9 protein-coding genes are annotated in these 14,109 nt (G+C 64.1%); 8 read left to right on the top strand and 1 reads right to left on the bottom strand.

Annotation, left to right across the window (positions count from 1 at the left end; genetic code table 11):
* Window positions 1-242 precede the first annotated feature (242 nt).
* Both EB231_RS26830 and EB231_RS26835 read left to right on the top strand, forming a co-directional pair.
* Entirely contained in the window at window positions 243-3,428 is a 3,186-nt protein-coding gene (locus EB231_RS26830) for an efflux RND transporter permease subunit (protein ID WP_172351456.1), read from the top strand.
* Window positions 3,429-3,443: 15 nt separating this feature from the next.
* Window positions 3,444-4,595: an efflux RND transporter periplasmic adaptor subunit gene (locus EB231_RS26835; protein ID WP_172351457.1), complete on the top strand. Its 1,152-nt coding sequence runs from the start codon at window positions 3,444-3,446 to the stop codon at window positions 4,593-4,595.
* Between the two features lie 44 nt (window positions 4,596-4,639).
* Here EB231_RS26835 and EB231_RS26840 read toward each other — a convergent pair whose 3' ends face one another.
* Window positions 4,640-5,548 carry a LysR substrate-binding domain-containing protein gene (locus EB231_RS26840; protein ID WP_172351458.1) on the bottom strand — a complete coding sequence of 303 codons (909 nt, stop codon included), beginning with the start codon at window positions 5,546-5,548 and terminating at the stop codon, window positions 4,640-4,642.
* A gap of 101 nt (window positions 5,549-5,649) precedes the next feature.
* Between EB231_RS26840 and EB231_RS26845 the strand changes: the two genes are divergently transcribed.
* The 6 genes from EB231_RS26845 (at window position 5,650) to EB231_RS26870 (ending at window position 14,047) form a co-directional block, all read left to right on the top strand.
* Entirely contained in the window at window positions 5,650-6,438 is a 789-nt protein-coding gene (locus EB231_RS26845) for a HalD/BesD family halogenase (RefSeq protein WP_172351459.1), read from the top strand.
* Window positions 6,439-6,559: 121 nt separating this feature from the next.
* The gene (locus EB231_RS26850; RefSeq protein ID WP_172353030.1) at window positions 6,560-7,285 is read left to right on the top strand and encodes a GntR family transcriptional regulator; all 726 of its coding nucleotides are present in this window, start codon (window positions 6,560-6,562) and stop codon (window positions 7,283-7,285) included.
* A 49-nt stretch (window positions 7,286-7,334) separates the two neighbouring features.
* Window positions 7,335-8,438 carry a mandelate racemase/muconate lactonizing enzyme family protein gene (locus EB231_RS26855; protein ID WP_172351460.1) on the top strand — a complete coding sequence of 368 codons (1,104 nt, stop codon included), beginning with the start codon at window positions 7,335-7,337 and terminating at the stop codon, window positions 8,436-8,438.
* 1 nt (window position 8,439) lies between these two features.
* Window positions 8,440-9,624 (top strand): mandelate racemase/muconate lactonizing enzyme family protein, encoded by a 1,185-nt coding sequence (locus EB231_RS26860; RefSeq protein WP_172351461.1) that lies wholly within the window; start codon window positions 8,440-8,442, stop codon window positions 9,622-9,624.
* A 265-nt stretch (window positions 9,625-9,889) separates the two neighbouring features.
* Complete coding sequence (locus EB231_RS26865; RefSeq protein WP_172351462.1) at window positions 9,890-11,554, top strand: ABC transporter substrate-binding protein; 1,665 nt, start codon at window positions 9,890-9,892, stop codon at window positions 11,552-11,554.
* A 132-nt stretch (window positions 11,555-11,686) separates the two neighbouring features.
* Window positions 11,687-14,047, top strand: a complete 2,361-nt coding sequence (locus EB231_RS26870; protein WP_172351463.1) for a molybdopterin-dependent oxidoreductase — start codon at window positions 11,687-11,689, stop codon at window positions 14,045-14,047.
* The last annotated feature ends 62 nt before the right edge of the window (window positions 14,048-14,109 follow it).

Raw genomic sequence — 14,109 nt, forward strand, 5'->3', positions numbered from 1 at the left:
CGGCCAATGCCACAGCGCCGCGATCTTACCATAGATGAGGCCGTCCGGGATCCGATGATCCGGCTGGTCATGAAGGCAGATGGGGTCGACCCCCGCGCCTTCGAGAGAATGCTTCGCTCGCTTGCCGATGGGCAGCGGCGCGAGGTGCCGTTGCTGCGTTCACGGGAAGCTTCCCGTGACGGGCACGGCCAGTTGTCCAGGGTTGCCAGTGCCTTCGGGCGGGCAAGAGCAGCCGGCGAGGCATGTGTGTCGTGGTAAACTTTTTCATTCACCGTCCGATCTTCGCCTCGTCGATCGCCATCATCATGGTGCTCGCCGGGACGATTTGTTATTTCCTGCTGCCGGTCTCGCAGTTTCCCGACATCACACCGCCCCAGGTCGTGGTCAGCGCCCACTATCCGGGCGCCAGCGCGCAGGTGGTCGCCGATACGGTGACGACGCCGTTGGAGCAGCAGATCAACGGTGTCGAAGGCATGACCTACATGTCGTCGACGAGCTCCAATGACGGCTCCTCGACCATCACAATCACCTTCGATGTCGGCTATTCCCTGAGCACGGCCGCCGTCGACGTCCAGAACCGCGTCTCGCAGGCGGCCTCGTCGCTGCCCGCGATCGTCAACCAGGGCGGCGTGACGATCAAGAAGCAGAACCCGAATTTCGTTCTCATCGTCAACCTGACCTCGCCCGACAAATCGGTTGACCCGGTGGCGTTGAGCAACCTCGCCTACCTGCAGGTCGTCGATCCGCTGAAGCGTTTGCCCGGCGTCGGCGACGTGCAGATCTTCGGCGAGCGGCGCTATTCGATGCGTGTCTGGCTCGATCCCGACAAGCTCGCCAATCTCGGCATCACCGCAGTCGACGTCCAGAACGCCATCTCGGAGCAGAACGTCCAGGTCGCGGCCGGCAAGATCGGCCAGTCGCCGGCGCCGGCCGGCACCGCCTTCGAAATGCAAGTCAACGCCGTCGGCCGCCTGAGCGACCCTAAGGAGTTCGGCGACATCGTCGTGCGCGCCAACACCGATAGCGGCTCGCTGGTGCGGCTGCGCGACGTGGCCCGTATCGAACTCGGTGCCCTGCAATATTCGTCCTCGGCCTTCTTCGGCAAGGACCCGACGGTCGTGCTCGCCGTCTACCAGATGCCCGGTTCCAACGCGCTCGATCTGCAGCAGCACGTCAAGGACAAGATGCAGGAGCTGTCGGCACGTTTCCCCAAGGGCGTCTCATACGCCATGCATTACGACACGACGCGCTTCGTGTCGGCCTCGATGCATGACGTGCTGATCACGCTCGGCGAAGCCTTGGTGCTGGTCGTCGCCGTGGTGTTCGTCTTCCTCCAGAGCTGGCGCACGACGATCATCCCGACCATTGCCATTCCGGTGTCGTTGGTGGCGACGATGGTCGTCATGGAGATGATGGGCTTCTCGCTCAACATGCTGTCCCTGCTCGGCATGGTGCTGGCCATCGGCCTCGTCGTCGACGACGCCATCGTGGTGGTCGAAAACGTCGAACGACAATTGGAGGCGGGCCTCAAACCGCTGGCGGCGACCAAGGCCGCGATGGCCGAGGTCACCGGGCCGATCATCGCCACCACGGCGGTGCTGATGGCCGTCTTCGTGCCCGTCGCCTTCATTCCCGGCGTCTCCGGCAAGCTCTACAATCAGTTTGCGTTGACGGTGGCGATTTCGGTCGGCATCTCGGCCTTCAACTCACTGACGCTCAGTCCGGCCCTCAGTGCCGCGTTCCTGCGCCATCGCGGCGAGACGCAGTTCGCCCCGTTCCGCTGGTTCAATACAGGCTTCGACAAGGCGTCACATGCCTATGCCCACGGCGTGCGCATCCTCATCCGGCTGCGCTGGATCATGCTCGGCCTGTTCGCGGCCGGACTGGTGGCAACCTACTTCGTCTGGCAGAAGCTGCCGTCGACCTTCCTTCCCGTCGAGGACCAGGGCTACTTCTTCGTCGTCATCCAGCTGCCCGATGGTGCCTCGCTGGAGCGCACCGACGCGGTGGCCCAGAAAGCGCGCGACATATTGCAGGCGACACCCGGCGTCGACATCGTCGGCTCGATCAGCGGCCTGAACTTCCTGACCAGTGCGGCGCAATCGAACTCGGCGGTCGAATTCGCCATCCTGAAGCCATGGGAAGAGCGTGGCCCCGACCAGAGCGCGTCCAAGCTCGTCGCCGATGTACGCGGCAAGCTGATGCAGATTCCGGAGGCGTTTGCGCTCTCCTTCGATCCGCCCTCTATCCCCGGTATCGGCACCACGGGCGGCTTCGAATTCGTCGTCGAGGACCTCACCGGCCGCGGCAGCACGGCCCTCAACGACGCGACGCAGGCCGTGATCGCCGAGGCGCGCAAGCAGCCGGAAATCAACCCGCAGCAGCTGTTCTCGCCATTCTCGACCTCGACGCCGCAGTTCAACTACGACCTCGATCGGGCCAAGGCGAAGCTGCTCGGCCTCAACCTGCCCGATGTCTTCAACACGCTGCAGATCTATCTCGGTTCGCTCTACGTGAACGATTTCAACCTGTTCGGCCGCACTTTCCGGGTGACCATCCAGGCCGACAAGGATGCACGTGCGGGTGCCTCCGACATTTCACGGCTCTATGTGCGCAATGCCTCAGGCGGCATGGTGCCGCTCTCGACGTTGGGCAAGCTGGTGCCGTTCGTCGGCCCGGAAACCGTGCCCCACTACAACAACAACGCCTCGGCCACGATCAATGGCGGCGCTGCCCCCGGCTTCTCTTCAGGCCAGGCGGTCGCCGCAATGGAACGGGCCGCTGCCACCGCGCTGCCCAGGGATTTCGGTTTCGAATGGACCGGCATCACCTTCCAGGAGCTCAAGGCAGGATCGATCGCGTCGGTCGTCTTCGGCCTCGCCATCGTCTTCGTCTTCCTGATCCTGGCTATGCAGTATGAGAGCTGGGCGATGCCGTTCATGGTGCTGCTGGCGGTGCCACTGGCCCTGTTCGGCGCCTTCGTAGCCCTGTTGCTGCGCGGTATGCAGATCGACGTCTACTCGCAGATCGGCTTCGTCATGCTGATCGGCCTGGCGGCGAAGAACGCGATCCTGATCGTCGAGTTCGCAAGAAGGCGACGCGAGGAGGGCCTCAGCATCGTCGAGGCGGCGATGGAAGCCGCGCGGCTGAGACTCCGGCCGATCCTGATGACGGCTTTCGCCTTCATCCTCGGCGTGCTGCCGCTGATGTTCGCCACTGGCGCCGGCGCCGCGAGCCGTCAGTCGATCGGCACCACCGTGTTTGGCGGCATGGTCGCCGCGACCATCCTGTCGCTGGTGTTCGTGCCGGTCTTCTACGCGGTCATCGAACAATTGCGGGAACGCCGTGAAGGCGGCGAACCCGTCTCCCAACATCCTGAACCAACCGCCGAACCCGCCTTGCCTCCCCTGGCGGAAGCGGCCGAATAAGATTGGAGACTAATCATGCGTAAATGGAAAATCGCGTTGGGAACGGCTGTCGCGCTGGGCGCCATCTCGGTGGCCAGCGTCCATCTGCTCGACATGGGCAACCTCAGGCTCAGCGCCAGCACGGCTGGGGCTGCGCCTGCTCCGGCGGCATTCGTCATGCCGGTGCCGGTGGCAAGCGTCGTCAAGAAGACGATCCCGATCTATCTCGACTATGCTGCTCGCATCGAGCCGATCCGCAGCATCACGCTGCAAGCGCGCGTGCCGGGCTACCTGCAGGAACAGACCGCGCAAGATGGCGCCGATGTGCGGCAGGGCGACCTCCTCTACAAGATCTCGCCCGACGACTTCCAGGCAGCTCTCGACCAGGCGAAAGCCCAGGTGCAGCGCGATACGGCGACGCTCGACTATGCCCGTTCCAATCTCGGCCGCGGCACCGAGCTCGCCAAGAGCGGTTACCTCGACAAGGACAGCTTCGACCAGCGCACAAGCACCTTGCGCGAAGCGCAGGCGTCGCTGGCGCTCAACCAGGCAGCGGTGCGCACGGCGGAACTCAATCTGAGCTATGCCGAGATCCACGCGCCGTTCACCGGGCGCCTGGGCCGCAATCAGGCTTCGGTCGGAACGCTGGTCAGCGTCGCCGGCACGGTGCTCAACACGCTGGTGCAGCTTGACCCGATCTATGTCACCTTCAATCCGAGCGAGACGGATCTGGCGGAGATCGAGCAGGCCCGCGCAGCCGGCCCGATCGAGGTCGAGGTTCTGCTTCCGGGCGAGACCGAGACCAGCCAGAAGGGCGAACTCACCTTCATCGACAACACGGTCGACCATTCGACCGGAACCATCACCGCTCGCGCCACCATCGGCAATGCGAAGTTCACGCTGATGCCTGGCCAGTATGTCCGCGTGCGGCTGCATATCAGGCAGCAGCCTGATGCGCTGATGGTGCCGCAGACGGCGCTGGGTTCGAGCCAGCTCGGCAAATATCTCTACGTGGTCGGCAAGGGCAACACGGTCGACCAGCGTCTGGTCTCGCTCGGCCCGACCAGCGGCGATCTGGTTGCGATCCTGAGCGGCGTCTCCGAAAGCGACCAGATCATCACAGGCAATCTGCAGAAGATCGGCCCCGGAATGCCGATCTCGCCACTGCCACAGAAACCGGCTACCTGAATCCCCCGCAGGCCCGGTTTCCGCGCGGCGCCCCCGACCTTTTCTCAGGTCGCGGGCGCCGTTTTCACGAGCAGGCCGACAAGAGCGGCCACATCGGCGCGATCGGCCCTGGCCGGTGGCATGAATGCACAATAAGGATGGCCGAGGCGCACTGAAACAGTGGAAAGCGCAACCAGGCGGCCCGTATCCAGATCGGCTTGCGCCATCACCCGCTGGCCAAGGGCAATGCCCAGGCCGAGCCTCGCCGAGGCGATCGCCAGACTGGACAACCCGACACGGCGCCCATGCGACGGGTCTGGCGAGCGGCTGCCGCCGCACGCCGCGAACCAGTCCGCCCAGGTTGGGTGCGAGGCATAGTTCGGCCCCCAATTGGTGTGGATGAACAGGCTCTCATGCAGGTCCGTGAGCCCCGGATCGCCATTGCCGTGCCGGTGCCAGAATTCCGGCGAGCAGACCGGCAGCACATCGTCATGGACAAGGCGGATCATCCGCAAGCCGGGATAGTGATAGTCGCCATAGGAGATGCGCAGGTCGACATTCTGGCGCATCAGATCAATCGGATCGTCTTCCGCGCGCACATCGATCGCCATGTGCGGAAAGGCCTCGAGAAGTGCAGCCAGCCTCGGCGCCAGCCATAGCTCTGCCAGCGAAAACGGCACGCTGACGACCAGACGCGTTCTCAGGCCGCCTTCCAGCATGCGCTGGCCGATGGCGGCGATGTCGCCAAGCGCACGCGCGGTCTGCGGGTAGATGGCGTGGCCGGCGTCCGTCAGCGTGATGCGGTTGCCGGTGCGCACGAACAGCTGCTTGCCGAACCAGGTTTCGAGATTGCGGATCTGCTGGCTGACCGCCGCCGAGGACACGCCAAGCTCGCTCGCGGCCAGGGTGAAGCTGCCGGCACGGGCGGCGACCTCGAAGGCCTTGATCGCGTTCAGCGGCGGCAGCCGTTCCATGACAGGCTCCATAAGTTTTTCTTGGTCATTCGTAATAATTTTCCGCGTTGAGAGAAAGAATTTTTTGCCGTCTTCTGTGTCCAACCCTTGGAGCACGCGACATGAAAGACATTCTCGATCTCGACCGCTATCCGCTCGACCGCGAAGGCAGCGCCGACTGGCGGCGTCTCGTCGGGCAGTCCGTCGCGGCGCTCAAGGCCGACGGCATGTTCAATCTCGAAGGTTTTCTGCGGCCCGGCGTCGCCGAACAGGCGGTGCGGGAAATCAAGCCAGTCATGGACACGCAGTCCCATGTCCACAAGCGCATGCACAACATCTACTTCAAGCCCAGCATCCCCGAACTGGCGCCTGACCACCCCGCCTTGCGCAAGGTCGAGACCATCAGCCACACTGTCTGTGCCGACCAGCTTCCCGGCAGCATCGTGCTTGCCATCTACGAATACGAGCCGCTTGTGCGTTTCCTGGCGGCGACGATGGGCAAGACAGAACTGCATGTCATGCAGGATCCGCTGGCCCGCACCAATGTCATGGCCTACCGTGCCGGCGAGGCGCTGAACTGGCATTTCGACCGCTCGGAATTCACCACGACGCTTCTGCTACAGCAGGCCGAGAGTGGCGGCGACCTCGAATACCGCACCGATCTGCGCTCGGACGACGATCCAAACTATGACGGTGTCGCCAGGCTGCTCGAAGGGCGAGACCCCGATGCAAAAATCCTGCGCATGAACCCCGGTACGCTCAATGTCTTCCGCGGCAAGAACACCGCGCACCGTGTCACCACCGTCGAAGGCGAACGCGAACGCATGATCGCGGTGTTCTCCTATTACGAGAAACCCGGCGTGATGTTCAGCGCCGAGGAACGGGTCGGCTTCTACGGCCGGGCGGCCTGAGCCGCCCTCCACCGATCCGGGTCGGGCTTTGCCTGGCGCTGAGAAAAATCCGAAAATGAGATCTTGTTAGATTGTCGACAATCTGATTGTCTTGCGGTCTGTTCTCGCTGGAGTGAGCCGGATAGTGAAGACGGATTTCAGCCCGATTGCCGACACGACGCGCCGCGCCGAGATCGTGGCGCTGCTGCGGCGCGCGATCCTGACCGGCCAGTTGGAGCCCGGCCAGAAGCTCAACGAGGTCAGGATTTCCGAGCAGATGCGGGTCAGCCGCGCGCCATTGCGCGAGGCAATGCGCGAGTTGGTGCAGGAAGGTCTCCTCGCCAGCATCCCCTACGCCGGCACCTTCGTCGTCGACGTCACCGCCAAGGACATCGACGATGCCTATTCGCTGAACAAGGTTCTGGACGAATTCGCCATCGAGCGCACCTGGCCGCTGCGCGACCAACGCTTCTTCGACGAGATCGACCGGCGCCATGAGGCGGTGAAGCAAGCGACGCGGGCTCTCGACACCACGCGCCAGATCGAGACCGCGCTGCAACTGCACGGACTGATTTACGAATGGGCCGACAATTCGGTGCTGCTGGAAACCTGGCAGCGGCTGACCAGCCGGCTGCAGATGTATTTCGCGCTCCATCTGCATGCCCGCAACGAGCCGGTGCCGGTCGAGGACATCCACGAGACCTATGTGCGGCTCATGAAAGGCAAGGATATGCGCGCCGCCCAGCGCTATGCCCGCGAACATATCGACATGGATTTCGAGGAGCTGCTCGCCTATGCGCGCGGGCTGGAGCAACGGGAATCGAAGGGCGCCAAGGCCGATCGCGCCGGACGGAACAACAACGGCTGAGGGCCTCGCCACCAAGGCGATGCTTTCCTGAAATCACGGACAGACAATAGTGCAGATCAAATCCATCAAGGCCTACCATGTCGTTCAGCCCTTCGTGGACGGGCCCTACCGCATGTCAAAGGGCCGGGTCGCCGACTGCTTCGACGCGGTCATCGTCGCCATCACTTCCGATAGCGGCGTGACCGGCTGGGGCGAGATGGCGCCGCTCGGCAATTTCTACTCGGCCGCGTTTCCAGCGGGGACACGCGCGGGCGTGCCGGAGATCGCGCCGCATCTCATCGGACAGGATCCGCGCGGGCTGGCCAGCATTGGCCGGCTGATGGACACGGTGTTCAAAGGCCATCCCTACATCAAATCGGCGCTCGACATGGCCTGCTGGGACTTGGCCGCACGCGCCGCCGACGTGCCCCTGGTGACCATGCTCGGTGGCCGCGAGAGCGATATGGCGGAAACCTACCGGGTCGTCACCCACGGCACGCTCGACCAGATGGCGGCACTGGCAACAAGGATCATCGCCGAGGGCTGTCGCCGTTTGCAGGTCAAGGTCGGCGGCAATGTGCACGACGACATCGAGCGGGTAACGACGGTCGCCTCGGCCGTGCCGAGAGGTACGGTGATTTTCTGCGACGCCAATGCCGGCTGGACACCCTATCAGGCCCGGCAGTTCGCCGATGCCACGCGCGGCATCGACTACACGTTCGAGCAACCCTGCACGACGATCGAGGAGAACATGTCGGTGCGCCGCATGCTGGACAAGCCGATGGTGCTCGACGAATCCGTGACGTCGCTGGAAGAGATGCTGGAGATCCACCGCCTGGGGGCGGCCGACGGGTTGACGCTGAAAATCTCACGGCTAGGCGGCGTGACCAGGACCCGGCAGATCCGCGACGTTGCCGTCGACCTCGGTTTCATGATCACGGTCGAGGACACAGGCGGCGCCGAGATCGACACAGCGGCGATGGCACATCTGTCGCTGTCTACACCGCAAGAGCGGCGATTGCATGCCATCGCCTTCCATGAATGGGTGACGGTGCGCACGGCCTTCAACGCCCCGCCGGTCACCGGCAGCCATATGGGCATTCCGGATGGGCCTGGCCTCGGCATCGACGTGGACCCGAGCCTGCTCGGCAAGCCTTTCTTCGAGATCGGCTGAGATGAAAATCCGCGGCATCAAGGCCACGCCGATCAATCTTCGCCTCGAAGCGCCCTATGGCTGGGTCTTTGGCGAGCTCGACGGCTTTTCGCAAACCATTGTCGAGGTCGAGACCGAGGATGGGCTGATCGGCCTCGGCGAAGCGCCGACGCCGGCGGCAGCAGCGATCATCAACGATGTCTTGGCCGAGCGCCTGGTCGGACGCGATGCCTTCGACATCGCCGGCGCCGAATATGTCTGCCTGCCCTACTGGACCGGCGTGCAGTCGATCAACGATCGCACCCGCATCATGGCCTTCGGCGCCATCGAGATGGCGTTGTGGGACCTGCGCGGCAAGGCGTGGAAGCAGCCGCTCTACCAGCTGCTCGGCGGCGCGGTGCGCAAGGATATTCCGTTCACCGACTATTTTTCGCTGCGCGGCGACGGGCCCAGGGTGAAAGGCGAGACGACGCCTGAAGAAGTCGCCGACTATTGCGTCGAACTCAACGAGACGCATGGCACGACCTTCTTCGAAGGCAAGTTTTCGACCGAGAACCCGAAAGTCTCGCTGAGAATGGTCGAGCTGATCCGCCAAAAGCTCGGCGACGAGGCGATGATCCGCATCGATTCCAACCAGGCTTATTCGCTGGCCACCGCGCGGCGGCTGGCGCGGCCGCTCGAAGACCTCGGGGTCCGCAACTGGGAGGATCCGGTGGCGACGATCGAGGAGATGCGGCAGTTGCGGCAGCATTGCTCGATCCCGTTCTCGACCCACAATATCGATATTGCGCGCGCCATGGACCTCAAGGTTCCTGACGCCTTCGTCGGCAATCCGACGGCGCATGGCGGCATCGGCCGCCTGCTGCGCTTCGTCGGCGCCTGCGAACATGCCGGCGTCGATTTCTGGTGCTACAGCGGCGACAGCGGCATTGGCAGCGCGGCCTATCTGCATCTGTGCGCCGCGCTCGGCTGGATCCGGGAGCCGAACCAGTCGCTGTTTCGCATGCAGCCGATGGACATCACCGAAGAAGGGCCGTTTTCGCCGAGGAACAATGTCGTACGCGTGCCGGAAGGCCCGGGTCTCGGCGTTACCTTGTCGCGGAAAAACCTCGCGGCCTGCCATCGCGACTTCACCGAGAACGGCCCGTGCAACAAATATCACGACCCGGCAAAGCCCGGAACATATCGCCGCCTGCCGCTGAACTAGGAGACAGAGAAGGAAAGGAGACTAGCCGACAGCAAGGGTCCGCCGCAGCGATTTGGATCGCCAAGGCAGCACCTGACGGGTGGAAGCATTGCCTCAAGAAAATCTGACCCCCGCGCCGCAAGGATCGGATGGACCAGAAAAGACAGCATGCTACAGTCCCGGACGACCGACTTCGTTGATGGCCGGGACAGGAGAACTCCACGGGATTTCGTCAACCGCAAGTGCATTCTTCAGCCATAAGAAACAAGGGGAAAGGGTTAAACCCATGAGCAAGAACTACCGCATTCTCGACCTGATCCGGCGCAACCGCTCGCCGCTCGAAAATCACCTTATCGACGGTCTCGTCGACGGCCGCGTCAGTCGCCGTGACTTCATCCGCCACGGCAGCCTGCTCGGCCTGTCGCTGCCACTCCTGGGCGGCATCACCACGGCCGCCGGCCTCAGTGGCATGCCGTCGCTCGCCCGCGCCCAGGGGGCGCCCGGCGCGACCATCCGCGTCGCCAGCAGCGTGCCGGCGGCAGCCATCGACCCGGTCACCATCGCCGACGCCGGCGGCCTGCTGGTCATGCAGCAGGTTGCCGAGTTCCTCTGCGTCGATGGCCCGGACCTCGTGCTCAAGCCGGCGCTGGCCGAAAGCTGGAAGCCGAACGACAACGGCTCGGTATGGACCTTCAAGCTGCGCAAGGGCGTGAAGTTCCATTCGGGCGGCGAGATGAAGGCCGAGGACGTGGTGGCCAGCATCGACCGCCTTGCCGACCCGGCAAACTCGTCCAACGCGCTGTCGGTGTTCACCGGCATCCTGTCGAAAGGCGCCAGCAAGAAGGTCGACGACTACACGGTGGAATTCCATCTCGACGCGCCGAACGGCAACTTCCCCTACATGCTGTCATCGGACAATTACAACGCCGTCATCATCCCGGCGAGCTACAAGGGCGACTACGAGAAGAGCTTCGACGGCACCGGGCCGTTCAAGGTCGAGAAGTACACGCCGAAAGTCGGCGCATCCTTCGTCCGCAACGAGAATTATTGGGGCGAGAAGGCCCTGCCCGATCGCACGGAATTCACCTTCTTCACCGATGTGCAGCCGATGATCCTGGCCCTGCAAGGCGGCCAGGTCGACATCATCAACCAGATGCCGGTTCTGGCCGGCGTCGCCCTGCTCAGCGATCCGAGCGTCGACATCATCAGCCTAAAGTCCTCAGCGCATCAGCAACTGCACCTGCGCTGCGACGACGGCCCGCTGAAGGACGCGCGCGTGCGCCGCGCCATCGCGCTCAGCATGGATCGCGACAAGCTGGTCGCTGGCCTGATGAAGGGTCGCGCCGTGGCGGGCAATGACAGCCCGTTCGCATCGGTCTACCCGTCGACCGATACCAGCGTGCCGCAGCGCAAGCAGGACATCGCGCAAGCCAAGCAGTTGATGGAAGCGGCGGGTGTCGGCAAGGGCTTCAAGATCACGCTGACCACCGAGCGCTACCTCGAAATCCCCGAATATGCCCAGCTCATCCAGAACTGGGTCAAGGAGATCGGCATCGAGCTCGAGCTCAACATCCTCGACCAGAGCGCCTATTACGGCGACGCGGTGTTCGGCAAATCGAACTGGCTGGATTCGGTGATGGGCATCACCGACTATGGCCACCGCGGCGTGCCGAATGTCTATCTCGCTGCCCCGCTGAAGAGCGAAGGCACCTGGAACGCGGCGCACTTCAAGAACAAGGACTACGACGCGCTGGCGACCAGCTACATCGCGGCGCTTGATCTCGAGGCGCAGAAGGCCGACGCCGGCAAGATCCAGAAGCTGCTGCTCGAGGAAACGCCTGTTATCTTCGGCTATTTCTACGACTACCTGACGGCGACGGCGAAAGGCGTGGCCGGCGTGCAGCCGACCGCCATGTCGCAGCTCTTCCTCGAAAAGGCATCGAAGGCCTAAGCGGAGGCAGACAAGCCCATCCCGCGACCGCCAGCCCCAGTGGGGCTGGCGCTTTCGCTGCCAGGCCGAGGCAAGGCGCTACGCGCCGGCCTGACGCGGAGCCTCGCGTTGCGGGACGATCGATCATTGCCCATGGAGTCCGCGACCCTGCTCACCACCATGCATTGGGGGACCTACGAAGTCCGTGCCGAGAACGGCAGGCTCGTCGGCGTCGAGCCATGGAGCGGCGACCCCGATCCATCGCCGATCGGCAAGTCCATGCTCGGCACCGTCCAGGGCGATCTGCGTGTCTCCCGTCCCGCCATCCGGCGCGGCTGGTTGGAGGGGAACAGGTCCGGCGGCAAGGGCGGGCGCGGCAGCGAGGCTTTTGTCGAAGTCTCCTGGGACACGGCGCTGGACATCGTGGCGTCCGAACTGGACCGTGTTCGCGTCGAGCATGGCAACAGCGCCATCTATGCCGGCTCCTATGGGTGGGCGAGCGCGGGACGGTTCCACCATGCCCAGAGCCAGGTCCACCGCTTCCTCAACGTGATCGGCGGCTATACGAGTTCGGTGCTCAGCTATTCCTACGGCGCGGCCGAGATCATCCTGCCGCATGTGCTTGGCGGGACCGATGGCCTGACGGGCAATCATTCCACCTGGGACGGGATCGAACGGCATAGCGAACTGATCATCGCTTTTGGTGGCCTGCCCTGGCGCAATGCGCAGATACAGGGCGGCGGCGCGGCCCGTCACGAAGCCGCCGCGGCCTTGCGCAATGCTGTCGCCAACGGCGCCCGGCTGATCAATGTCTCGCCCGTGCGCGATGACGCACCGCGTGGCGTCGAGACCGAATGGCTGGCGCTGCGGCCGAACAGCGACACCGCCTTGATGCTGGCCCTGTGCCATGTCCTCCTCAGCGAGCGCCGCCATGACGAGGCATTCCTTGCGCGCTATTGCACCGGCTTCGAGGCTGTGCGGGCCTACGTCCTGGGAGAAACCGATGGCCAACCGAAAAGTCCGACATGGGCTGCCTCCCTGAGCGGCGTGGCGCAGGACAGGATCGTCGCCCTGGCCAGGGAAATGGCTGCCAAGCGCACGATGTTGATGGTGAGCTGGTCCCTGCAGCGCGCCGACCATGGCGAGCAGCCATACTGGGCGGCGATCACGCTTGCCGCGCTGCTCGGCCAGATCGGACTGCCGGGCGGCGGCCTTGGCTTCGGCTATTCATCGACAAATGGCGCCGGAAGGCCGGAGATGGGATTCCGGTGGCCATCCGTGCAGCAAGGCAGGAACCAGGTGCCGGACTTCATCCCGGTCGCGCGGATGGCCGACATGCTGCTCGACCCAGGCGGTTCCTTCGAATTCAACGGCGCCGCAATGGCCTATCCCGACATCAGGCTGGTCTACTGGGCCGGCGGCAATCCGTTCCATCATCACCAGGACCTGAACCGACTGGTCGAGGCTTGGCGGCGGCCTGAAACGATCATCGTCAACGAGCCCTTCTGGACCGCGACGGCGCGCCATGCCGACATCGTGCTGCCGGTCACCACGCCGCTGGAGCGAAACGACCTCGCCTTCTCGAACCGCGAAAACCTCGTCGTCGCCATGAAGCAAGCGATCGACCAGGTTGGGGAAGCGCGCGACGATTATCGGATCTTTGCCGACCTTTCGACGCGGCTCGGTACCGGCGAAGCCTTCACCGAAGGGCGAGCAGCCAGCGACTGGATCCGGTTGCTTTATGAGCAGGCCAGGGACAATGCGAACGCGGCCGGAGTCGAGATGCCGCCCTTCGACCGTTTCTGGCATGACGGCCACGCCGACCTTGCCCGGCAGGTGACGTCGCAGACTTTGCTCGGTTCCTTCCGCGCCGATCCGGAGCGCCATCGGCTGGCGACGCCATCGGGCCGCATAGAGCTGTTCTCGCCGACGATCGACTCCTTCGGCTATGACGACTGTCCCGGCCATGCCGTCTGGCGGGAGCCAAGGGAATGGCTGGGCAGCGAGCTTGCCAGCCGGTTCCCGCTGCATCTCCTGTCACCGCAGCCCGCCGACAAGCTGCACAGCCAGTACGATCACGGCTCGGTCAGTCGGGCAGGCAAGGTATCGGATCGCGCGCCGCTGTGGATCAACCGGGCGGATGCCGCAGCGCGCGGCATCCTGGACGGAGCTGTCGTGCGCGTCTTCAACGATCGCGGAGCGTGCCTCGCGGGCGCCGTGCTGACGGATGGCCTGATCCCCGGCGTCATCCAGTTGCCCACCGGAGCATGGTTTGACCCCTCCACACCGGGACAGCCGCACAGTCTGGAAAAGCATGGCAATCCGAACGTGCTGACGCCAGACCGGGGGACGTCGCGCCTTGCCCAATCACCGACCTGCAATTCGACGCTGGTCGAGGTATCTCGATTTGACGGAGACGTCCCCCCGGTGACAGCCTTCGATCCGCCTGCCACAGTGCGTTTAGCCGATGTGCCCGGCCTGGCCGGACCGCAGCCCCATCACGAGGAGGCTTAGCCATTCTTTCCTTCTTTGCCCGGCGTGTTTCCCTGTCGCTTGTGACGCTGTTCCTGCTCAGC

The sequence above is a fragment of the Mesorhizobium sp. NZP2298 genome (assembly GCF_013170825.1).
GTDB lineage: Bacteria > Pseudomonadota > Alphaproteobacteria > Rhizobiales > Rhizobiaceae > Mesorhizobium.